19 protein-coding genes are annotated in these 23,073 nt (G+C 65.8%); 8 read left to right on the forward strand and 11 right to left on the reverse strand.

Translation table 11 applies throughout. From position 1 onward, the window contains the following. Positions 1-14: 14 nt before the first annotated feature. Positions 15-683, forward strand: coding sequence for an outer membrane protein (locus EDF56_RS00230; protein ID WP_132384745.1), 669 nt, complete (start codon positions 15-17; stop codon positions 681-683). A gap of 337 nt (positions 684-1,020) precedes the next feature. On the opposite strand, the gene EDF56_RS00235 is transcribed toward EDF56_RS00230, so the two are convergent. From EDF56_RS00235 to greB, 4 genes are all read right to left on the reverse strand, one after another. Further along, on the reverse strand, positions 1,021-1,545 hold the full coding sequence (locus tag EDF56_RS00235) for a hypothetical protein (RefSeq protein WP_132384746.1): 525 nt from the start codon (positions 1,543-1,545) through the stop codon (positions 1,021-1,023). A gap of 42 nt (positions 1,546-1,587) precedes the next feature. Further along, a complete protein-coding gene (locus EDF56_RS00240) occupies positions 1,588-2,127 on the reverse strand; it encodes a TPM domain-containing protein (RefSeq protein WP_132385707.1) in 540 nt (179 codons plus the stop codon). Positions 2,128-2,168: 41 nt separating this feature from the next. Continuing rightward, on the reverse strand, positions 2,169-3,149 hold the full coding sequence (locus tag EDF56_RS00245; RefSeq protein ID WP_132384747.1) for a TauD/TfdA family dioxygenase: 981 nt from the start codon (positions 3,147-3,149) through the stop codon (positions 2,169-2,171). Between the two features lie 113 nt (positions 3,150-3,262). After that, positions 3,263-3,748 (reverse strand): transcription elongation factor GreB, encoded by a 486-nt coding sequence (gene greB / locus EDF56_RS00250; RefSeq protein WP_132384748.1) that lies wholly within the window; start codon positions 3,746-3,748, stop codon positions 3,263-3,265. A gap of 258 nt (positions 3,749-4,006) precedes the next feature. Between greB and EDF56_RS00255 the strand changes: the two genes are divergently transcribed. After that, positions 4,007-5,233: a glycoside hydrolase family 27 protein gene (locus EDF56_RS00255; RefSeq protein WP_243652402.1), complete on the forward strand. Its 1,227-nt coding sequence runs from the start codon at positions 4,007-4,009 to the stop codon at positions 5,231-5,233. A gap of 234 nt (positions 5,234-5,467) precedes the next feature. On the opposite strand, the gene EDF56_RS00260 is transcribed toward EDF56_RS00255, so the two are convergent. After that, complete coding sequence (locus EDF56_RS00260) at positions 5,468-7,432, reverse strand: lytic transglycosylase domain-containing protein (protein ID WP_132384750.1); 1,965 nt, start codon at positions 7,430-7,432, stop codon at positions 5,468-5,470. 79 nt (positions 7,433-7,511) lie between these two features. Between EDF56_RS00260 and dapA the strand changes: the two genes are divergently transcribed. Further along, positions 7,512-8,393: a 4-hydroxy-tetrahydrodipicolinate synthase gene (gene dapA, locus EDF56_RS00265; RefSeq protein ID WP_132384751.1), complete on the forward strand. Its 882-nt coding sequence runs from the start codon at positions 7,512-7,514 to the stop codon at positions 8,391-8,393. Positions 8,394-8,856: 463 nt separating this feature from the next. Here the strand turns inward: dapA and EDF56_RS00270 are convergent, their stop codons facing one another. Continuing rightward, on the reverse strand, positions 8,857-10,797 hold the full coding sequence (locus EDF56_RS00270) for a S9 family peptidase (protein WP_132384752.1): 1,941 nt from the start codon (positions 10,795-10,797) through the stop codon (positions 8,857-8,859). A gap of 253 nt (positions 10,798-11,050) precedes the next feature. Between EDF56_RS00270 and smpB the strand changes: the two genes are divergently transcribed. The 4 genes from smpB to recA all read left to right on the forward strand — a co-directional run bounded on the left by smpB (position 11,051) and on the right by recA (position 15,783). Beyond that, positions 11,051-11,533: an SsrA-binding protein SmpB gene (smpB, locus tag EDF56_RS00275; RefSeq protein ID WP_132385708.1), complete on the forward strand. Its 483-nt coding sequence runs from the start codon at positions 11,051-11,053 to the stop codon at positions 11,531-11,533. Then, on the forward strand, positions 11,530-12,159 hold the full coding sequence (locus EDF56_RS00280; RefSeq protein WP_132384753.1) for a DUF2062 domain-containing protein: 630 nt from the start codon (positions 11,530-11,532) through the stop codon (positions 12,157-12,159). Before smpB ends, EDF56_RS00280 begins: the two co-directional genes overlap by 4 nt. Beyond that, the gene (locus tag EDF56_RS00285) at positions 12,156-14,609 is read left to right on the forward strand and encodes a PAS domain-containing sensor histidine kinase (RefSeq protein ID WP_132384754.1); all 2,454 of its coding nucleotides are present in this window, start codon (positions 12,156-12,158) and stop codon (positions 14,607-14,609) included. The genes EDF56_RS00280 and EDF56_RS00285 overlap by 4 nt, the downstream gene beginning before the upstream one ends. A gap of 97 nt (positions 14,610-14,706) precedes the next feature. Next, on the forward strand, positions 14,707-15,783 hold the full coding sequence (gene recA / locus EDF56_RS00290; RefSeq protein WP_132384755.1) for a recombinase RecA: 1,077 nt from the start codon (positions 14,707-14,709) through the stop codon (positions 15,781-15,783). Positions 15,784-16,152: 369 nt separating this feature from the next. Here recA and EDF56_RS00295 read toward each other — a convergent pair whose 3' ends face one another. After that, positions 16,153-16,452, reverse strand: coding sequence for a hypothetical protein (locus EDF56_RS00295; protein WP_132384756.1), 300 nt, complete (start codon positions 16,450-16,452; stop codon positions 16,153-16,155). Here EDF56_RS00295 and alaS point away from each other — a divergent pair. Further along, positions 16,451-19,111 (forward strand): alanine--tRNA ligase, encoded by a 2,661-nt coding sequence (alaS, locus tag EDF56_RS00300; RefSeq protein WP_132384757.1) that lies wholly within the window; start codon positions 16,451-16,453, stop codon positions 19,109-19,111. The genes EDF56_RS00295 and alaS overlap by 2 nt on opposite strands. A 78-nt stretch (positions 19,112-19,189) precedes the next feature. On the opposite strand, the gene EDF56_RS00305 is transcribed toward alaS, so the two are convergent. The 4 genes from EDF56_RS00305 to EDF56_RS00320 are packed head-to-tail and all read right to left on the reverse strand — an operon-like array spanning position 19,190 to position 23,046. Next, entirely contained in the window at positions 19,190-20,215 is a 1,026-nt protein-coding gene (locus EDF56_RS00305; protein ID WP_132384758.1) for an NAD(P)-dependent oxidoreductase, read from the reverse strand. 2 nt (positions 20,216-20,217) lie between these two features. Further along, positions 20,218-21,666, reverse strand: a complete 1,449-nt coding sequence (locus EDF56_RS00310) for a GMC family oxidoreductase (RefSeq protein ID WP_132384759.1) — start codon at positions 21,664-21,666, stop codon at positions 20,218-20,220. Continuing rightward, positions 21,663-22,046: a hypothetical protein gene (locus EDF56_RS00315; protein WP_132384760.1), complete on the reverse strand. Its 384-nt coding sequence runs from the start codon at positions 22,044-22,046 to the stop codon at positions 21,663-21,665. Before EDF56_RS00315 ends, EDF56_RS00310 begins: the two co-directional genes overlap by 4 nt. A 1-nt stretch (position 22,047) precedes the next feature. Beyond that, positions 22,048-23,046 (reverse strand): UbiA family prenyltransferase, encoded by a 999-nt coding sequence (locus EDF56_RS00320; protein WP_132384761.1) that lies wholly within the window; start codon positions 23,044-23,046, stop codon positions 22,048-22,050. Positions 23,047-23,073 lie beyond the last annotated feature (27 nt).

The raw sequence follows: 23,073 nt of genomic DNA on the forward strand, positions 1-23,073 counted from the left end.
GAATGGAGCATCCCATGAAGAAGATCCTTCTCGGCCTCGCCGCCGGCACCGCCATCGCCTCGGTTCCCGCCATGGCGCAGGACGCAGGCGCGAGGCAGCCGTTCGACGGTTTCCATGTCGATGCGTTGGCGGGTTACGACGTGACCAAGGCCGGCAGCAGTGTCGATGACGACGTCAATGTCGATAACGATCAGTCGATCGACGGCTTCGCCTTCGGTGTCGGCACCGGGTACGATGTGCGCATGAATAACTTCGTCATCGGTCCGGAGGCGGAAGTGACGTGGTCGACCGCCAAGACCAAGTTCAACGACGGCGATTTCGAAGGCTTCGGCATCGGCAATGTGAAGAGCAACCGCGACCTCTATCTGGGCGCGCGGGTGGGCTACGTGGTGGCGCCCAGTACGATGGTCTACCTCAAGGGCGGCTATACCAATGCCAAGTTCGACGTGCGCAACGCGGTCGGCACTGTCGATACCAAGCGCGACATCGATGCGGACGGCTGGCGGATCGGCGCGGGCGTCGAGCAGGCGCTCAGCAGCAATGCCTTCGTGAAGCTGGAATATCGCTACTCGAACTACGGCAAGGGCGAACTGGACTACACCGGCGACATCCCGGACGGGCAGCGCTTCAATCTCGATCTCGACCGGCATCAGGTGATGGCGGGCGTGGGCGTGCGCTTCTGATCTCTGCTTGAGGCGGGGGAGGGGCGGGGGTTTCGGCTCCCGCCCTTTTCTTGTTCATCGGGTACCGGGGGAGGGCGGACTCTCCGCTCATCCTGAGCCTGTCGAAGGATGGGAACCTCGCGCCATGCCGCCGGGGGCTTCGACAGGCTCAGCCTGAGCGGATTGCGCGGATGGTTGGGAGTGAGTGGCGGCGATTAATCCCTCCAGCGTACTGCCATCGATTACCGCCTCTGCCACTCCGCTCATCCTGAGCTTGTCGAAGGATGGAGGGTGGCCGCCAATCCCCTCCGTCAGCGCTTCGCGCTGCCACCTCCCCGAACCGGGGAGGACATCTCGATCACTGGCCTTTCGCGCAGCCGATCAGCGCGGCATCCATGGCCGAGGCGGCGCCTGCCAGCGGCCATGCATTGACGAAGCGATTGCCCTTGAGGTCGGTGGCGGTCACGGTCATCCGCGGGGCAGAGCGCATGGCGGCAACGATGGCGGCATTGTCTCCCTCGCCGCGCGGCCATGCATCGCCGCCGCCGCCGGTAAGCTGCCAGCGCTGTCCGCCGACATTGAGCGTGATGGTGGAGGGTTGCATGATCCGGCGCGACAGCCGGAAATGGAGCTGCCCGCGCGCACCCCGGCGCGGCCAGGTCCCGACAGCCACGAAGGGCTGGTATTCGCGGGCGGACTGGTTCGGCTCGGCCATGGCGATGGCGTAGCAACGGGGCACCACCGGATCGCGGAACGCGCCCCAGGTGCTGTAGAGCCCCAGACTCTCACGCGCGAGCGCGGGCAAGGCACCGGCAGCGCCCCCGACAATGCAGGCGGCGAGCAGGGCGACGATACGGAGCGAGCGACCGGACATGCGTTTCATCGAGGCGCGCTCATGGCACGATTTCGGGCGGATGCGAAGCCGTCAGTGAAGATGTGGCGTGATGGCAGCCACGCCTTTCTCGACGCCAGCGTCGATATCGGCGGCTCGGAAACCGGGCAGGATATCGTGCTCGATGATTTTCTTGCACAGCGCGTCCGGCAGCGCGACTGTCAGTCCCTTGCCCACTTCGATGCGTACCTTGTGTTCGTTCGGGGCGACAAGGAGGATCACGCCATCATTCACGCCCTTGCGGCCAATTCCCCAGCGATTGCCAAGCGCGCGGGTATAGGCCGAGATATCCTCGCCCCCCAGCGACGGGGTGGTGACCACGACCAGCTGATGGCCGGTCTGTTTTTCCAGCATTTGAAGACGGCTTGAAAGCCGCGCCTCTACGGCGTTCGAGAGCGTTCCGGCGGCATCGTTGACATAGCCCTGGAGGCGTAGCGGCTCGCCCGCCGGCTGGATGGACGATTCTGCAAATGCGGTCGCTTCGGCCAGAGGCGTTGCCGCCGACGGCTGATGGCATCCGGCGAGCACGAGCGAAGCGCCGCACAGCGCGATAAGAATCAGACGAGCCCCCATGCCGTGATTCTGGCCGCGCACTCTCCAACGCGTCAAGCGGCTCAGGCGATTTCGCGCAAGACTTCGCCGACTTTCTTGCCGTCCTCGAAATAACCGAGGCCGTAGTCGCCCTTGATCGTGGTGCGCAGAGTGCGGCGTTCGTAGTGCGCGTCGCAGCCCTCCACCGCGTGGAGCATGCGGTGGTTGTCCCAGATCACCATGTCGGTCGGCTTCCAGTCATGCCAGTAGGCGCTGGTTCCGGTGCCGAGGCGATTGATCGCCTGGGCCGCCTCGTCGAGCAGGGCATCGCCATCGGCATCCTCGTGATGTTCCAGCGCGACGGCCATCCATGGGCCGAAGTGCAGCACTTTCTCTCCGGTCTGCCGCTTCCAGACGGCCGGGTGCATCGCACGAGGGAAGCGCGCGGCTTCGGCCAGCAATTGCGGCGTCGATTCGTATTCGGTGAGCGGCGTGAAATCGACGCCGTACTTCATCGTAGAGAGCCGGGTATCGAGGGTGTAGACCACGTTGTGCCCTTCCAGCCGGCGGCGCAGGCCTTCGGGAAACTGGCGGTAGAGCTCGACGCCGTCCATGAACCCGGTGCGCCCGCCGACCGGCGCATTGACCGGCGCGCGCAGCACGCCTGCGTAGTTCAGCTCATCGTTGTAGCAGTGGTCGAAATGCCAGGGCGAGAAGCGGGCGAGGATCTGCCCGTCGATCTCCACCAGACCTTCGCCGCGCGCGATCTCGTCGCGGGGCTGGTAATGCATGTCGATCACGCCTTCGGCATCGTCGCCGGTTTCCGCGTCGCGGGTGGTGGTCTTGGTCGGATGGTCCTTGAGCGGGCCGAACACCCGGCTGAGCGCCACCTGCATTTTCGAGCTGGGCTCCATGCCGGTGAAGACGATGACGCCGCGCTCGACGAACAGATCGCGCAATTGCTGGCGGACCGCCTCGTCCTCCAGCGCCGCGAAGGTCACGCCTTCGACCCGCGCGCCGAAGCTGGGGTTGTCCTGAAGATTCTCCACACGAATGCCGCTCATGGCCTTGCTCCTCTCTGGCCGTTCCGGTGCGTGCCGGAACGATCCTAAGCTTGCTGAGCATGGTGCCACGGCCTTTGTGCCGGGGCCAAGGAGAATTTGATCTTCTTGCCGCCTCAGGCAGTCGGGTAGGCGATCTCCATCACTTCCCATTCCTTCTCGCCGGAGGGCAGGCGCACCATGCGAAGGTCGCCGATGGCGGCTCCGCGCAGGGCGCGGGCGATGGGGGCGCTCCAGCCGATCAGGCCCTTCGCCGCGTCCTGCTCGTCATCGCCGACGATGGTGACGGTCTTGTGGTTGTCGTCCTCGTCCGCGATCGTGACGGTGGCGCCAAAGAAGACCTTGGCGCGTTCGGTCTGCTCGCGCGGATCGACCACGCGCAGCGCCTTCATGCGGCGGGCGAGGAAAGCCAGTTCCCGGTCGATTTCGCGCATGCGCTTGCGGCCGTAGAGATAGTCGCCGTTCTCCGAACGGTCGCCATTGCCCGCCGCCCACGAGACGATTTCCACGATCTCCGGCCGCTCCTTGCCGAGCAGATGGTCGTAGCGGGCGCGCAATTTCGCCATTCCGGCGGGCGTGATCGGGGGACCTGCGGGTTTCATCGGGTGAGCCTTATCCGGCGAGGCTGATGCGGGGAAGGGGCGGGGACGCTTCTCCACCGCCTTGCGCTCGGCTTATTAGTCCGACAAAAGAAGGCAAATCTATCGGGGATCGAGGAAATCATGGAACTCTCACGCCGCTCCGCGCTCATCGCTGCTGCTGCCGCGCCGCTTGCCGGGATGGCCGCGCGCGCCGTTGCGGCGGAGGGCGTCGGCGCTCTGCCGACCGCGCCGGGCGCGACACTGGCGCCGCGTCCGCCCATGGGCTGGAATTCGTGGAACAGCTTCGCCGGTACCATTACCGAGGCGCAGGCGCTCGAAACCGCCGCGATCATGCGCGATAAGCTGCTGCCCTTCGGCTACGACGTCTTCACCGTCGACATCCAGTGGTACGAGCCTGAGGCGAAGAGCTACACTTACAACGCCAACCCGGTGCCCGCGCTGGACGCCAACGGGCGGCTGATCCCCGCGCCGAACCGTTTCCCTTTGTCCAAGGGCGGGAAGGGCTTCGCGCCCTTGGCGGCCAAGGTCCATGCGATGGGCATGAAGTTCGGCATCCACGTCATGCGCGGCATCGCGCGGCTGGCGGTCGAGAAGAACCTGCCGATCCTCGGCACGCCCTATCGCGCGCAGGACATTGCCGACACCAGCAGCATCTGCCCATGGAACCCGGACATGTACGGCGTCGACATGACCAAGCCCGGCGCGCAGGAATACTACGACAGCATCTTCCTCCTCTACGCCTCGTGGGGCGTGGACTTCGTGAAGATGGACGACATGAGCCGCCCTTACGATGCCCACGCGCCGGAGATCGAGGCGGCCGCCAAGGCCATCGCGCGTTGCGGCCGACCGATCGTGCTCAGCCTCTCGCCGGGCGAAACCCCGGTTCCGCGCGGCAGCGAAGTGCGCAAGCATGCGCAGATGTGGCGCATCTCGGACGATTTCTGGGACGAATGGCCGCAGCTTTATGCGCAGTTCACGCGGCTGGAGAACTGGTCGCCGTTCACCGGTCCGGGCTCATGGCCCGACGCCGACATGCTACCGCTGGGCCGCATCGCTCTTGGCGAGCGCAGCAGCCGCTTCACGGCGGACGAGCAGCAGACCCTGATGACGTTGTGGTCCATTGCCCGTTCGCCGCTTATCATGGGCGGGGATCTGCGCGGCGTCGATCAGGCGACCATGGCGCTGCTGACCAATCGCGAGGTGCTGGCGGTGAACCAGCACAGCACCGGCAACCGCCCGCATTTCCTTGCCGACAACACCCGCGTCTGGTCGGCGTGGGCGGAGGGGGGCGAGGATCGCTATCTGGCGCTGTTCAACACCGGTGATGCGCCGCTGGAGGTTTCGGTACCGCTGCGCGAACTCGGCCTTCAGCGCGCGGCGGTGCGCGATCTGTGGAAGGGCGAGGACCTTGGCGTGAGCGAGGGCCGAGTGATCGCCAAGCTGCGCTCGCACGCCTCGGCGCTATACCGGGTGAAGGCAGCGTAAGCCGCCTCAAGCCACGCTAAGCCACACCACACCTCACTCACCAATCCCCGTCATCCCCGCGAAGGCGGGGATCCCGCTTCTTTTTCCTTGCACAGCCGCGGAGAGAACGGCGCATTGCTGCACGCCCCCCCCCTGCGTCTCCGCGTGAACTCAAGAAAAGCGGGCCCCCCGCTTTCGCGGGGGCGACGGAGTTCTGTGGTGAGAGGTGGAGGATGTTTGGTCCCCGTGCCCCCCTCAACCCGGCGTGTTCTTGCCCATCAACCGGCTCAGCGGCAGGCTGCTGCGTACACCCGCTTTGTCCGGATACATCGCCTGATAGACCACCGCGTTTTCCAGCACGCGCTGGATATAGTTGCGCGTCTCGGAAATCGGGATCTGCTCGATCCAGGTCACCCAGTCGACCGAGCCCATGCGCGGATCGCCGTTGGCGGCGAGCCACTTGTTCACATTGCCCATGCCCGCGTTGTAAGCGCCGATCGCCAGCGGATAGGAACCGCCGAAGTAGCTGCGCACGCGCGCGAAATAGGCATCGCCCAGCGTGATATTGAACTGCGCGTCGCTGACCAGACGGCCGTCGTCGTAGGACAGGCCGAGCTTGCCCGCCTGCTCGCGCGCGGTAGTGGGCATCAGCTGCATCAGACCGCGCGCACCGGCGTGGCTGAGTGCGTTCTGCGCGAACTGGCTCTCCTGACGGGTGAGCGCATGTACCATCGTCCAGTCCGCGCCCGGCGGAGTGGGGATCATCGGATAGGCGATCTGGCCGAAGTCACCATAGCCATCCGCATGGGCGCTCTGGCCGAGGATCACGGCAAGGTCGCGCCGCCCGATCTCGCGCGCCAGATCGGCGACCAGCACGTGGTCCGCCTCGCTCTGTGCCTGATCGGAGATTTCCTTGAAGAATTGAACGGCGGTCTTCCAGTCCGCATCGCGGGCCACGTCGCGCACGGCCTTGGTGATCGGCTCGGCCATGAAGGCGCTGCGCTGGGCCGATGTCGGCATCGAGCGCGGCTTGGAATCGAGGTCGGGCAGGGGGCGTCCCAGCCGTTCCAGCGCCAGCTGGCCGTAGAAGTACTGCGGATAAGCGGCCGCCATCTCGAAATAGCGCTTCGCCCCGGAGCTGTCGCCCGCTTGCGCCAGTGCGCGGCCCGCCCAGTAGAAGCCCTTGGACCGCGTGCCCGGGGTCTGCGCGGCGGCGCCGTAGCGGTAGAACAGCGGCGCTGCGCGGCGCGGATCGCCCATCGACCACAGCGCCTTGGTGCCGCCCAGCCAGACCAGCGAGGTGTAATCGTCACGCAGGCGGAAGGACTGCTTGGATATATCCGTGCCCGGCGCGAAGGCATCGTCGATCGAACTGGCGATCCGCACTGCCGAATCCGAACCCGCCCCGCGCGCCGCGTTGAGCAGTTCGCGCACCCACTTCTCGGGCTCCGGTACCGGCTTGGACAGCGGCGGACGGGTGGAGAGCAGCGAGATCTCGCCGGGCAGGTTGCCCGATTTCCGCGCCTGCACCGCGCGGGCATAGATATAGCCCGGATCCGCGTTCATCTGCGGGCTCAGCGTCAGCCCCATGGTGCCGGGGGGCGAGCCTTGCAGCATCGACAGCCGCTCCATGAACAGCGAACGATTGGCGGCCGAGACGAAGGAGATCTGCCGCTGCGCCTGATCGGTCTGGCCCTGCCAGAGCAGCTCGTCCATCCGCGCATCGTGATCCGCCTGCGTGAAGCGCGATCCATAGGTCGACATCAGCCGGGCTTCGTCATCCGCTGCCAGACTGCCGCCGCGCCATGCGGCAACCGCTTTTTGCGCGGCGTCCGGCCGCTGCAACGTAGAAAGCGCCACGGCGTAGCGCCCGGCGGCCTCGCTCGTCAGCGGCGGAAAGCGGGTAAAGAAGGCGACGGTGGTATTCGCGTCGGCCGGATAACGGGTCAGCGCGCCTTCGGCGTAGCGGCGAATCCGATCCTCCATCGGATAACCCGGATAGGTCATCAGGAAGTTCGAATAAGTACCGAAGTCGAGCTGATCGCTGGCCGAAAGCTGGCGCCAACGGTCGATGGACTGATGCACGCTCATGTCGTGCGATTGCATTTGCTGCGCTTTGGCGATGTCCCATTCGCGGCCGTCCTGTGCGAGAACAGGGCTCGTGAAAAGGAACGTGGAAGCAAGCAGGATGAGGGGGGCGGCACGCTGCATGCTGGACATTTGGGGAAAAGGCTCCTTATCAGGCGCTGAACGTCGGGACCGATCACCCGATGAATGACGATCAGCTGAGGTAAAGTCCATGTTCTCGGGGTCTATTCCTGCTCTTGTTACACCGTTTCGCGACGGAGCGTTCGACGAACAGGCTTTTCGGCGGCTGGTGGACTGGCAGATTGATTCGGGTTCTTCCGCGCTTGTGCCATGCGGTACCACCGGTGAAAACTCCACGCTTTCGAACGCCGAACACCATCGCGTGATCGAACTTTGCGTGGAACAGGCGGCGGGCCGCGTGCCCGTGATCGCCGGCTGCGGCAGCAACGACACGATGAACGCGCTGCTGCACATGAATTTCTCCAAGAAGTGCGGCGCCTCGGCCGCGCTGCTGGTGGCGCCTTACTACAACCGCCCCAGCCAGGAAGGCCTGCTGGCCCATTTCAGCTACTTGGCCGAGCACAACGACCTGCCGATCGTGCTCTACAACGTGCCCGGCCGCACGGTGACCGACCTGCTGCCCGAAACCGTGATCGAACTGGCGCGCCGCTATCCGGATCGCTTCGTCGCCATCAAGGACGCCAGCGGCGACCTCAGCCGCGTGACCGATCACCGCATGGGCATCGGCAAGGATTTCTGCCAGCTTTCGGGCGACGACGAACTGGCCCTGCCGTTCAACGCGGCCGGCGGCGTCGGCTGCATTTCGGTGACCGCGAACGTGGCACCGAAGCTCTGCGCCGAGTTCCAGGCAGCCTGCGCGGCGAACGACCTTGAGGAAGCGCGCCGCCTGAACGACCTGCTCTATCCGCTGCACTATGCGATGTTCGAGGACAGCTCGCCGGGGCCGTGCAAGTACGCGCTGGCGCAGGTCCACGACTGGATTGAGAACGAACTGCGCCTGCCGCTGGTCCCCTGCGGCGACAAGGCCCGCAAGGCCGTGGATGACGCACTGGTGCATGCCGGTCTGATCTGAGCGGTTTCGGTTTTCAGGGATAAGGGGGTGTCGGTGCGAACCGGCGCCCCTTTTTCTTTCTGTTCGGTGCGGGTTTCAAGCGGGCCACGCCCTCCCATGCACCGCTCATCCTGTGCTTGTCGAAGGATGGCAGCACCGCGCCCCGCTCTCCGGGGGCTTCGACAGGCTCAGCCTGAGCGGGATTGGAGAGCGCTATCCAGTCCGCCCCATGTCATCCTGACGTCCCACGTCATCCTGAACTTGTTTCAGGATCCATTTCGCGGCCTGTCCCGAACGGCGGTGTGAAGGGCGCGGCGATTGCCGGTTGCCGATCGAAGCACAACGCGGGCGGAAAAATGGATCCTGAAACAAGTTCAGGATGACGTTTGGGGATCCACGGTTTTCATTGTCGTCAGCCGGCATTTTTGCCGGGCTGACGGCAAGGCAAGAGCAGCGTGCGCTGCCCATCGCGTAACGAGGCCGCTCAATCCGCCGGATTGTACTTCTGCACAAAGCGCATCGTTTCCGAGAGCATGCGCTTGCGCGTCTCCTCACGCGACAGCCAGTGGTCCTCGCCGGGCAGCGTGACCATTTCGTAGGGCTTGCCTGCGTCCTTCAGCGCGTCGGCCATGATCGTGCTCTGGCGGTAGGCGACGACGGTATCGTCCTTGCCGTGGATCAGCAGCACCGGCGCGTCGGCCTTGGCGGCGAAGCGGCGGGGCGATATCGCGTCGAAGCCCGATGGATCGCCCAATTCTTCGAGCAGATTCTTGCGCAGCATCCGCGAATCGCCGCTTTCGGTGAGGTCGGTGTCATACATCAGTCTGACGTCGGCCACCCCGGCCACCGCGACGGCGCAGCGGTAGAGGCCGTGTTGCAGGGTGACGCCCGCCAGCGCCGCATAGCCGCCATAGCTGGCCCCGACGATGCAGGCGCGCTTGGGATCGGCCACGCCGCGCTTTACCAGTTCGGCAAGGCCGTCCGAGATGTCGGTCTGCATCTTGCGGCCCCACTGGCCGTCCCCGGCATGGCGGAAGGCGTCGGTGCGGCCGGTGGAGCCCCGGAAATTGGGCTGGAACACCGCGTACCCGCGCGAGGCGAAGGCCTGTGCCCACCAGTCGAACACCGGCTTGTCCTCCGCCGCCGGGCCGCCGTGGGGCAGCACCACGATCGGCAGATTCTTTGCCTCGCGTCCCGGCGGCAGGGTCAGCACGCCGTCCATCTCAAGGCCGTCGGCCGCCTTGTACTGGACCATGGAGATCGGCCCGACCTGTTCGGCAGCGATTGCCGGGCGTTCGTTGCCGACCGGATCGGCATGGCGCCCCGCCACGTCGACAAGGTACCAGGTGCCGCTGTCGCCATTGCCGCTGGTGTTGAGCAGCACCTTGGAGAAGTCGGGCGTCCAGTCCACCAGGTGCGGATTGCGGCCGGTGAAGGCCTTGAAGATCTTGTTGAGCGCGACCTGCTTGGCGGGATCGTACATCACCGTCGTCGCCTTCTCGCCGTCGAGCCGATAGCCGAGCAGGTTGCCGTTGGCGCGATCGACGAAGATGCGGTCGATCTTGCTGTCGTCCAGGATTTCGTGCGCCTCACCGCCGGCAAGCGGAACCTCGAACCAGTGCGAGGCGCCTTCCTTGTCGTCGATGGAGTAGACCACGGTGCTGCCGTCCTTGCCGAAGCAGATCAGGCTGACATTGCCGTGGAGATCGACGCCGCGCGCCAGTTCGGCGCCCTTCACGGCGTTGATCTTCCACGTGCCGCTGTTCTCGTCGATATCGAGAAGGACCGAGACCTGGCCTGCCGCGTCAATCAGCCAGTCGCGGTAATGGTCCTCGGCCGGGGCATTGGCGACCAGTCGCGGGCGATTGGTCTTCAGGTCGACTGCAAAGAGCGTGGTGCGGCCATGGACGAACTGCGGATCCGTGCCCCGGGTATCGAGCGCGATGCCGCCGTAGAAGCCCACCGTCTTGCCGCCGATCTGGCGAATGCCGAAGCTGCCGCGGGTGACAGTGGCGATGCTGTGGGTCTTGCTGAAGACGAGGCCTGCGGCGCCGCCGTTCAGGGGCAGGATGACCGTGCCGTAAAATTCGTACTTGGCAGCGGCAAAGCCGAAGAGGGGAACCGTCGCGCTGTTGGTGAGCAGGACGGTGTCGTCATCGGCCCATTCGATCGAGCGCACCTTGGACTTGCCCGACGAGACATTGAATTTGATCGCGCCGGTCTCGTCGAACACCGAGATACGACGGTCCCCCTCCACCTGGGTAACGCTGGCAAGATTGTGCCCATTGGGCGAGATCGCCGCATCCTCGACGCGGGGAAGTTCGCCATAGGCGTCAAGCGGCGGCGGCTCGACCGCTGCATGCGCCAGAAATGGCCAGAACGCAGGCAGCAGCGCCGCCTGCGCCCATCTCGCACGTGACTTCATATTGAAAATTCCCCCTTCGATTTCGTCGGTATTTCCGGCTGCTCCGAAATCGGCAAGGGGGGAGGATCACGGCCCCGCGATTAAATACTTGTTATCCTGCTTTCTTCGCTTTGCCGTGGCGTGCATCCGGCCGTTTCCGGCGCGCTTGCGTGGGGCGATGCGGCGCGGTCTGCGCGGGTTTGGTGCCGTATGGTCGCAAATCGCGCAAACGGACATTTCCTTTTCGCGCGCGAAACCCTAAATGCGCTTCGACATGGCACGCCCGCAGCACACGACATTCGACAAGAAGAAGACCGTCGCCGAAAACCGCAAGGCGCGCTTCGACTATTATATCGACGAGACTTTCGAGGCCGGCATCGCGCTGACCGGCACGGAGGTTAAATCGCTGCGCTTCGGCGAGGGGTCGATTGCCGAGTCCTATGCCGAGATCAAGAACGGCGAGTGCTGGCTGGTCAATTCCAACGTGCCCGAATTCAGCCACGGCAACCGCTACAACCACGTGCCCAAGCGGCCGCGCAAGCTGCTGCTGCACGAACGCGAACTGTCGCGCCTGCAGGGCTCTGTGGAGCGCAAGGGCATGACGCTGGTGCCGCTCTCGATCTATTTCAACGGCCGGGGCCGCGCCAAGGTCGAACTCGCACTCGCCAAGGGCAAGAACGCGGCCGACAAGCGCCATACGATCAAGGAACGCGACTGGAAGCGGGAACAGGGCCGCATCCTGCGCGAACACAAGTGAGCACGCTGTTGCAGCGGCTCGGAGCCTGGCTGCACAGCCAGATGCCCACGCACGCGCAGCTTGAGGCGAATCGCTTCACCGCGCCGTTCACGCGTCGCCCGGAACTGTTCCGCTTCACCCGCCGCTCGGTGCCGCGCGGCGTGGCGGTGGGCATGTTCATCGGCATCTTTGCGCTGATCCCGGGCGTCCAGATCGTCGGCGCTGCCGTGATGTGCGTGCCGTTTCGCGGCAATATCCCGCTCGCCGCCGCTGTCACCTTCATCAGCAACCCGGTGACGACGCTGCTCATCATCCTTCCGGTGGCGGTCGCGATCGGCAACAGCTTCGGCTACCACGCCGACATCGCAACCGTGGAATCCATGGTGCGCGAAGGCGCCGGTCTGGCCGAGTGGCGGGTCTGGATGCTGACCGACACCGCGCCCGCCGTGGTGATCGGGTTGTTCATCCAATCGGTGATCGCCGCCGTCCTGAGCTATTTCGTCACTGTGTGGTTCTGGCGCTACTGGATCGGCCGCAAGCACCGCGCTCGCCGCAATCGCGCGCCGTTCCGCCATCTCGCGACTGCGGACGGCCCGGCGAAAGTGGTCGAAGCGGAAAAGGTTGAGGACAGGGAAGGAATCGCATGATCGCAGGCCAGCAGCGCTCCGGCAGGTTGCCCGACACATCGATCGTCGGGCTGGCCCTGGCGGGAAGCGTCGCGCTGGTCTGGCTGGTAAGCGGGGACGGCCTGCTGGCGGCGGTTCTGGCCGGCGCGCTCATGGTTTTTGCGGGCCTCGCATGGATGATCTCCAACCGGCGCGTCGCCGTGACCGAGCCCGAATTCGCGCTGCCCGACTGGTCGGTGACGGTCGCCGCGATCGACCGCAGCGACATGGCCATTGCCCTCACGGACCGGGCCGGACGCCTGACTTGCGCCAATTCCAGCTACGAGAACTGGTTCGGCATCGGCCATGATCCGTCACGCCTGCCAATGGGCGATGCCGCGCTGGAGCAGATCGCCGAACTGGTGCGCTCGGCATGGCGCGACGGGCAGGGCGTCACGCAAGTGCGCGCCGCGATCCCCGGCGGCGCCGAGACCGACTGGCGCATCGAAGTGCGCCGTTCCGGCCGGGGCGAGGACTTTCTGGTCTGGCGCGTCCAGCCCGTCAGCACGGTCGATCTGGTCGGGGATCTGGTCCGGCAGGTCGACGGCAAGCTCGGCAAGGGGCTGGCGCGTTCGGGCATCGCCACCGCGCTGGTCGATCCCGACGGCACCATCCGCGCCGCCAGCGCCGGTTTTGCACAGCGTGCCACCGGCGATGCCCTGGCCGACGTGACCGGTCTCGATTTCGTCTCGCTGCTGAGCCAGGAAGAGGGCGAACGCATCGGCTGGGCGCGCGAGGGCGGGCGCGGCGGGCCGCTGGTGCTCTATCATGTGCCGGTGGCCGATCCGGACCTTCCGGGCGATCCCGATCCGAACCTGACGCCATCGCTCATGCTGGTGGTGGAAGCCGGGCAGGGCATCGGCGCCAGCGGCGGCGGCGGCACGGCCGCACCACATCTCGAAGCGCTGCTTAGTCAGCTTCCGCTCGGCCTTGCCATGGCCGACCGCGACGGCCGCCTGCTGTTCGCCAACCCCGCCTTCATGCGTGCCGCTGGACGCGAGGGACAGGTCCCGCCGACCTACCCGACCGATCTCGTCACGCGCGAAGACAAGCGCGCGCTGTCCGAGGCGATCCGCCGCTTCGCGCAGGGCCCCTCGGCGGCGGGCGACATTGCCGTGCGGCTGTCCGAACTGCCGGACGATCCGGTTTCGCTCAGCCTTGCCGGCGTGCGCGGGCTGGGCGAGGCAGCGGTGCTGCTCGGCCTGACCGACACTTCGGAGGAAACGCGCTTGAAGCGGCAAGTCGCGCAGGCCACCAAGATGCAGGCGGTGGGTCAGCTTGCTGGCGGCGTCGCGCATGACTTCAACAATGTGCTGACTGCGATCCTGGGCACCTGCGATCTCATGCTGATGCGCCATACGCCGGGCGATTCGGACTATGACGACATCCAGCAGATCCGCGCCAACTCCAATCGCGCGGCCTCGCTGACGCGCCAGTTGCTCGCCTTCTCGCGCCAGCAGACGCTGCGCCCCGAAGTGCTCCAACTGCCCGACGTGGTGGCGGACGTTTCGCAGATGCTGCGCCGCCTGATCGGCGAGAAGATCCAGCTCGTCGTCACCCATGACCGCGATCTCGGCCCGGTGCGTGCGGACCCGACCCAGCTCGAACAGGTGATCGTCAATCTCGCGGTCAATGCGCGCGACGCCATGCAGATGAAGAAGGGCGCGGACGGTTCGGGCACGCTGACGCTGGCGACCCACCGCGTCACCACGACGGATGTGCGCGCCATGCGCAGCGAGATCATCCCGGCGGGCGATTATACCGCGCTGATCGTGCAGGATACCGGCGGCGGCATCCCGCCCGAACACCTCGGCAAGATCTTCGAGCCGTTCTTCACCACCAAGGAGCAAGGCAAAGGCACCGGTCTTGGCCTTTCCACCGTCTACGGCATCGTCAAGCAATCGGGTGGCTTCATCTTTGCCGAGAGCGAAGCGGGCATCGGCACGCGCTTCGTCGTCTATCTGCCGGTCCACCACGTGGCGCCGGGCAGCGAGAAGGCCGTCCCCGCCGTGAAGGACGAGGCTCCGCCCAGCCAGTGGGCGGGCGGCGGCTCGATCCTGCTGGTGGAGGACGAGGACCCGGTGCGTGTCGTCGCCGAGCGCGCGCTTACCCGACAGGGCTATGAGGTGACGTGCGCGCGCGATGGCGAGGAAGGCCTGGAACTGGTCCAGAGCGGCGGGCAGTTCGACATTGTCGTCTCCGACGTCGTCATGCCGACGATGGACGGCCCGGCGATGGCGCGGGAGATTCGCCGCATCGCGCCCGGCCTGCCGGTGCTGTTCATGTCGGGCTATGCCGAGGAGCAGCTTCGCAAGGAGATCGGCATCGCCAATGCCTGGTTCATGCCGAAACCCTTCTCCGTGCAGCAACTGTCGGAAAAAGTGGGGGATGTTCTCGCCCGCACGGCAGGCGGTGTTAAAAATAGGAAATAAGCCGTTGTTCGCCTCTTGTTCTCTGAGAACAAAGGCGATACATCGTTCCCCGTGACGTTGACCTTTCCGGTCAGGCCAGTAGCAAAGGGGAAGTGTAATGGCTGCTCAGCTCAAGCTGATCCAGGAAGGCAAGGAAAAGGAAGCGATGGACCGTCAGAAGGCGCTCGAAGCCGCGCTTGCGCAGATCGACAAGGCGTTCGGCAAGGGCTCCGCGATGAAGCTGGGTTCCAAGGAGACGATGCAGGTGGAGGCAATCTCCACCGGCTCGCTGGGGCTCGACATCGCGCTGGGGGTCGGTGGTCTTCCGCGCGGCCGTGTGATCGAAGTCTACGGGCCGGAAAGCTCGGGCAAGACCACGCTGGCGCTCCATGTCATCGCAGAGGCTCAAAAGTCCGGCGGCACTGCTGCCTTCATCGATGCCGAGCACGCGCTCGATCCGGTTTACGCCAAGAAGCTGGGCGTCAACATCGATGAACTGATCGTCTCGCAGCCCGATACGGGTGAACAGGCGCTCGAAATCACCGACACGCTCGTACGCTCGAATGCGATCGACGTGCTGGTGGTGGACTCGGTCGCCGCGCTGGTTCCCCGCGCGGAAATCGAAGGCGAGATGGGCGACAGCCACGTCGGTCTTCAGGCCCGCCTGATGAGCCAGTCGCTGCGCAAGCTGACCGGTTCGATCAGCCGTTCGCGCTGCATGGTGATCTTCATCAACCAGCTGCGCATGAAGATCGGCGTCATGTACGGCAACCCCGAGACGACCACGGGCGGTAACGCGCTCAAGTTCTACGCCTCGGTCCGCCTCGACATCCGCCGCACCGGCCAGATCAAGGACCGCGACGATATCGTCGGCAACGCCACCCGCGTGAAGGTTGTGAAGAACAAGGTCGCGCCGCCGTTCAAGCAGGTCGAATTCGACATCATGTACGGCGAAGGCATCTCGAAGATCGGTGAGATCCTCGACCTTGGCGTCAAGGCGGGCATCGTCGAGAAGTCGGGCGCGTGGTTCAGCTACGATTCGATCCGCATCGGTCAGGGCCGTGAAAACGCCAAGACCTACCTGCGGGAAAATCCCGAACTCTGCGACCGCCTCGAAAAGGCAATCCGCGCCCGCACCGAAGGCCTCTCCGACGAGATGATGGTCGGCCCTTCGGCGGATGACGATACCGAATGAGCCTTCCAGCGCTTCTCTCTTGGGAAGGCGAAACGAAAACCCCCGGTCCGCAAGGGCCGGGGGTTTTCGTTTTAGGGCCGAAATGTCTGAAATGGGCGATGTGAGGGGCTAAGTCGCTCTGGATTGCTTCCTCGGCTTCGCCTCCTCGCAATGACGAGGGAGTCGCTGACAACCCGATCCGAATGCTCTGCAGCCCATGCGGAGTGGGCTGGAGAGCATTCGGATGGGAGTCCAGATGGGAGTGTGGACTGACGCAACCCCAACCATTCCCGTCGCCCCCGCGAAGGCGGGGGCCCCGCTTTCCTTCGCGCCACAGAGACACGTGACCATCATCAACCGAACACGGGCGCAACGCACACGCACCTACGTTTAGAGTACCGCAAACGGCGGAGCGCCCTCTCGATCGTCATCTTCTCGCTGCTTCGGCGCTTGGTGATACATGCCCGATTCGACGACGAGACGCGCCGCCCGAAACAGAAGGGACTGGGGATAGCCGACCTGACCCAGCCGGAACCAGTCGAGGCCGGATCCCGAGGCAAAACCCCGCACCGAAAGCGCTTCAAGACGTGGCGTTCCCACCACGCTAGGCGGGATATCGCAATTCCCGAACAGTCTGACCGCTGCAACCCGCTTGCCGCCGCCGCGCGGCTGCATTATCGGCGCGTTCATGCACACGACCAACGAGATCCGCCGGTCCTTCCTCGACTACTTCGCCCAGAATGGCCATCAGGCCGTTCCGTCTGCGCCGCTCGTGCCGTACAACGACCCGACGCTGATGTTCGTGAATGCCGGCATGGTGCCGTTCAAGAACGTGTTCACGGGTCTTGAAACGCCCTTCGCTCCGCGCGCCACGTCCTCGCAGAAGTGCGTCCGCGCCGGCGGCAAGCATAACGATCTCGACAACGTCGGCTACACCGCGCGCCACCACACCTTCTTCGAGATGCTGGGCAACTTCTCGTTCGGCGACTATTTCAAGGAACAGGCGATCACCCACGCCTGGACCCTGCTGACCAAGGAATGGGGCCTTCCGGTCGAGAAGCTGCTGGTCACCGTGTACCACACGGACGACGAAGCCTTCGACCTGTGGAAGAAGATCGCCGGCCTGCCGGAATCGAAGATCATCCGCATCCCCACGAAGGACAACTTCTGGGCGATGGGCGACGAAGGCCCGTGCGGTCCGTGCTCGGAAATCTTCTTCGACCACGGCGACCACATCTGGGGCGGCCCTCCGGGATCGCCGGAAGAAGACGGCGACCGCTTCATCGAGATTTGGAACCTCGTGTTCATGCAGTTCGAGCAGAGCGCCGGCGAAATCGTCGGCAACCTGCCGAAGCCCTCGATCGACACCGGCATGGGCCTTGAGCGCATCTCGGCGGTCATGCAGGGCGTGCATGACAACTACGATATCGACACCTTCAAGGCACTGATCGCCGCCTCGGAAAGCCTGACCGGCGTTGCCGCGCAGGGTGAACAGCGCGCCAGCCACCGCGTGATCGCGGACCACCTGCGCTCGACCAGCTTCCTGCTGGCCGACGGCGTGCTGCCGTCGAACGAAGGCCGCGGCTACGTCCTGCGCCGCATCATGCGCCGCGCCATGCGCCATGCCCACCTGCTGGGCGCCAAGGAGCCCCTGATGCACCGTCTGGTGCCGTCGCTGGTGGCCGAAATGGGTCAGGCTTATCCGGAACTCGGCCGCGCGCAGCCGCTGATCGAGGAAACGCTGCAGCGCGAGGAAGTGCAGTTCCGTCGCACGCTGGCCAACGGCCTGAAGTTGCTGGACGAAGCCACTGCCGACATGGGCGAGGGCGGCGAGCTTCCGGGCGAGACCGCGTTCAAGCTCTACGACACTTACGGCTTCCCCTACGACCTCACCGTCGATGCCCTGCGTCCGCGCGGCATCACCGTGAACGACGATGGCTTCCAGGCCGCGATGGCGCAGCAGAAGGCTGCCGCGCGCGCCGCGTGGAAGGGTTCGGGCGCCGCGGCCGACAGCGAAGTCTGGTTCGACATTGCCGAGCGCGAAGGCGCCAGTGAGTTCACCGGCTACACCTCGACCGTCGGCGAAGGACAGGTTGTGGCGCTGGTACGCGACGGCAAGGAAGTCGCATCGGCCACGGCCGGTGAGGAAGTGACCGTGCTGACCAACCAGACGCCGTTCTATGGCGAATCGGGCGGTCAGGTCGGCGATGCCGGCACGATCACGACCAACGCAGGCCTCAAGATCGCCGTGCTCGACACCGCCAAGCCGCTCGGCCGCCTCCACGCGATGGTCGGCAAGGTCGAGGCAGGCACGATCAAGGTGGGCGATGCCGTCAACCTGACCGTGGACGTGACGCGCCGCGATTCCGTGCGCGCCAACCATTCGGCCACGCACCTGCTGCACGCGGCGCTGCGCAATCGTCTGGGCGGCCATGTCACCCAGAAGGGCTCGCTGGTCGCTGCCGAGCGCCTGCGCTTCGACTTCTCGCACCCCACCGCGCTCTCGGTAGAGGACATTGCGGCGATCGAGGCCGAAGTGAATGCCGAGATCCGCGCCAACGAACCCGTTCTCACCCGCCTGATGACGCCGGAAGACGCCATCGAGGCCGGCGCCATGGCACTGTTCGGTGAGAAGTACGGCGATGAAGTGCGCGTGCTGTCGATGGGCACCTCGTCGAAGGATGCCTCGGGCGAGCACACTTACTCGGTCGAACTCTGCGGCGGCACCCACGTGCGGGCCACCGGCGACATCGGCGTGTTCCGCATCGTTTCGGAAAGCGCGGTTTCGTCCGGCGTGCGCCGTGTCGAGGCGCTGACCGGCGAAGGCGCGCGCCAGTGGCTCGTCGCCCGCGAGGAAGCGCTGAAGAGCGCAGCCAGCGCGCTGCGTACGACGCCGGAAGACGTCGAAGCCCGTGTCGTCGCGCTGCTCGAAGAACGTCGCAAGCTGGAACGCGAACTGGCCGAAGCCAAGAAGGCGCTGGCGCTGGGCGGCGGTTCGGGCAAGGCCGAAGCGGCGGACGAAGAAGTGAACGGCGTCAAGTTCTCGGGTCAGGTGCTCGAGGGCCTCGATCCCAAGGAACTGCGCGGCCTGCTCGATCAGGCGAAGCAGCGCATGGGCTCGGGCGTCGCCGCGATCGTCGCGGTGAACGAGGGCAAGGCGAGCATCGCCGCTGCCGTCACCGAAGACCTCACTGGCACGATCAGCGCCGTCGATCTCGTCCGCAAGGGCGTCGAGACGCTGGGCGGCAAGGGCGGCGGCGGCCGCGCCGACATGGCGCAGGGCGGCGGTCCCGACGGTGACAAGGCTGCCGACGCCATCGCAGCCGTGAAGGCCGTGCTGGCGGGCTGATCCGGCCTAATTCGGAATTTCAGGCGGGGGCGTGGGCAGTTGGTGCCTGCGCCCCCGTTTGCTGTGCAGCGGGTCTTCTCAGGAAAACGCCCGCAGCACCCGCAGCGCGCGCTGTTCCAGCGGGCGCTGGTGGGGGGAGGGGCCGTGTTCGCCTTGGGCCCGACTCTGGGCAAGGAAGCCGTCGTAGCTCTCGCGCAGCATGTCGAGGTTGGAATGGCGCGGTTTCCAGCCGCTCGCCAGCAGTGGCGCCACGTCGAAATGGCAGTCGCGATGGTAGGTGCGGTAATGCCATGCCGTCAGCGGCGAGAGGCCCACTGTGTGCAGCGCGTGGAGCAGCGCTTTCGACGGCGCGACGGGCAGGCCGGTAACGCGTGAGCGGGAACCGGCGTGGCCGATCAGCGCGTCCAGATCCTCGCGCAGGCTGCCGAACCGGTCGGTCCCGACGTTCCAGGTGCCCGAACGGCCCATCTCCAACGCATGCATGTGGAAATCGACCAGATCGTCCACATGGATGAACTGCTGGCGCTGGTGGCCGTCGCCGATCACGTAGACCCGGCGGGAGGCGCGGATCCAGTCGAACAGGATCGCGAAGATGCCCAGCCGACCGGCGCCGAGCGTCACGCGCGGGCGGATCGTCACCACCGGGATCCCGGCATTCTGGCAGGCCGCTTGCATGGCCCGCTCGCCCGCCAGCTTGGAGCGGCCGTAGTCCTCGATCGGGCGCGGCACGGTGGCTGCCGTGATCGGCCCATCGGGCGGTAGCCCGTAGACTGCCGTGGTGCTGAGATGCATGACCATGCGCACCCCGGCGCAGACGGCGGCATCGGCGACGATCCGTGTGCCATGCTCGTTGACGTCGTAATAGGCGCGGCCCGCCGCTGCCTGCGCGACCAGCGCGGCATTGTGGTGGACCACGTCCACGCCCGCCATCGCCGCCTCGACCATGGCCGGATCGGTCACGCTGCCGGGGAGGAATTCGATATCGGCAGGGCGGGCGGGATCGTCCACCACGTCCAGCACGCGAACGCGCTCTCCCTTTGCGCGCAGCCGCGCCGCAAGGCGCGTGCCGATGAAGCCGGAGCCGCCGGTGATCAGGTGCAGCATCGTCAATGAAACCGATGGGCCATCATCGCCTGCGCATTGCGGTGCGCGATGGCCATGACGGTGCCTTGCGGATTGACCATTGTCGGCGTGCACAGCAGCGAGGCGTCGCCGATATAGAGCCCCTCGGTGCCGTGGACCTTGCCGAACGAATCGGCAGCGCAGAGGCTCTCGTCCTCTCCCATCGGGCAGGAGGAGAACACGTGCACCGAAGTCAGCGCCCCGTCCGATGCGGCCAGCACTTCGGGCAGTTCCGCGATCTCGGCGGCGGAGTTCAGGGTGGGATAGCCGGCGATGCAGGGATGGACGCGCAGCGCGCCCGCCGCGAACAGCGCCTGCGCCAGCCGGGCGAGGCCCTCCGCCAGAACCCGCAGGTCATCCGGCGCGAAGCGGATGCGGACGAGCGGGTCGCGGAAGCCCGGCAGGTTGCGTACGGAGGCCGTGCCGACGCCGCTCTGGACGTAGTAGATGCCCATGGTCCGCCAGCGCTCGGCAATGAGGTCCCAGGCATCCGTGCGGCCCGCCAGCGCCATACCGAGCATGGCCGGATTGCTGATCGAGCAACCCATGCCGAAGCGCGGCTCGAACTCCTTGATCTGGTGGACGGGATCGCAGTCGCCCGCACGGTTCACATCGTGGTCGAACTCGGCGACGACCTTGACCATTGGATGGAATCGCAGCGAATTGCCGACATTGCGCGTTACGCCCGAGCGGCGCAGCAGGGCGGGGGTCTGCACGGCCCCGCAGGCGACGATCACCACCGGCGCGCGGAAGCTGACCCGGCGGCGCACGCCGTCGGCATCGGTGCGGCTGCCCTCGGCGATCCAAAGGCTGCCCGCGCGGTGCAGGCGCTCGATCCGGGTCGAGGGCGATAGGCGGCCCCCGGCGGCGAGGAAGCTGGGCACGAAAGTGGCGGACATCGATTGCCGCTCGCCGGTTCCGTTACCCGCACCGTCGCCGCGATAATGGAACAGGCGGGGCGTTTCGATCGAATGCCAACCATTCGCAGTCGCCCCGCGATGCAGCATCTGCGACATCTCGGACGGGCGGCCCGCCACATATTCCACCAGCGCCACTTGCTCGCAGGCCTCGAAATGCGGGGTCATGCCCGCAAGGTCGAGATCGTTCACCGCGAAACGGCGGCGCCAGTCGTCCAGCACATAATCGGGCGTGCGGTGATAGAGGCCGCGATTTATCTCGCTGCCGCCGCCGACGCAGCGTCCCTCCACCCAGGCCAGCTTGCTGCCGCCCATGGCGACGCTGACCCCGCCATTGCGGTACTTGGACAGCATTTCCTCGCGCGAGAAATGGGCGACCTCGGCCAGCGGCACATGCGCGCCTTCCTCCAGCATCAGCACCGCATGCCCGGCGCGGGCAAGCTGCGCGGCGCTGACCGCGCCGCCGGGGCCGGAGCCGATCACCAGGACATCGGCTGCTTCCTCGCTGCCCGTCATGCTGCGATCCTGCCGCGCTCGTCCTGCCCGGCCGGATAGGCGACCGAATAGAGGCCATAGGCCGAAAAACTGGCGTAGAAGGCGATCATCGAGCGCAGCGGCGCAATGGCGGAGCCGCGCCAGCGGGCGACATGCGCCTTGCGCCGTGCCGGGACGAGGTGCGAAAAGCGCGCCTCTCCGTGCAGTATCGGCGCATATTCGAACAGGTACGCGAGCAGGTGAAAGCCCAGCCGGAAGAAGTCCGGCATGGCGGCCACGGTGGCCAGCACATAGTCTTGCACCATGACGCGCTCGTGTTCGCGCGTGGCGGCGCACTGGTCGTCGACAAGTGTGTCGACCAGCGGGGCGACGATGCGGCCGAAGGCAGTCGCCGGCGCCATCTCAATTGCCCTTGTGCAGGTGCAACATGTCGACCGGCGTGAAGCTGCGGTTGGTCAGCGTGGCAAGGCGCGGCACGTCAAGGAACGTCACCAACAGCAGCACGCAAAGGTTCACGCCCAGCATCGTCATCAGGCGGCGCGACCGGAACATGCGCTCGGGCCGCTGCGCGATCGAATCGGGCAGCATGGAGAGCCAGAGGTAGCAGCCGAACAGCCCGGTGATGAACGGGAAGGCCAGCACATATTCGATGCGGTACTTGATGAGGAACACCCCAAGGAAGAACGAGGAAAGCATCGCATAAGTCAGGCAGCTGACGATCAGGCTCTCGGCCGTGTAGCCGCCGAACGACTTGCGATAGCGGGTGAGCGTTTCCAGCCCGACGCTGGCGGTGATGTCGCGGTATTCCGACAGGCGCTTGGAGCCCATCAGGAAGGCGCCGCCGGTCCAGTAGGCCAGCAGCAGGCTGACCGGCGGCATGCTGGTGGGGTCCATCATCAGCCAGCCCAGCGTCAGGCGGATCGGGTTGTTGATCGATTCGGAGACCACGTCGAGGAACGGGCGATCCTTGGAGCGCAGCGGCTGCACGTTGTAGACGAGCCCCGATATCAGGAACACCGCCGCGCAGGCGAAGAACGGTCCGCCCATCCACGCCGCCAGCAGCAGGCCTACCGCTGCGAAAGCCGCATATTCCAGATAGACCAGCGTCGGCGAGAGTTGCAGCGAAACGGCGGTGCGGCGGTGCTTGGAAGGGTGGTGTGCGTCAAATTCGCGGTCCAGCCATTCGTTGATGACATAGTTGGCTGAGGCGATGGCGATGGCCACTATGAAGCCGACTACCACCCGCTGCGGCATGTCGAGCAGCGAAGGTTCGCGCAGGGCATAGGCCAGGATCAGGCCGGGCACGATGAACACGTGCTTGGAGATGTGATCGAACCGCGCAAGGCTCAGGTAGTCGCGCAGCCGCGCCGTTCGGCTCTCCATGGTCACGGAAACGGGCATTTGCGGTTTCTCCTGGGGCATGATGGG

This window comes from Novosphingobium sp. PhB165, from assembly GCF_004341845.1.
Taxonomy (GTDB): Bacteria; Pseudomonadota; Alphaproteobacteria; order Sphingomonadales; family Sphingomonadaceae; genus Novosphingobium.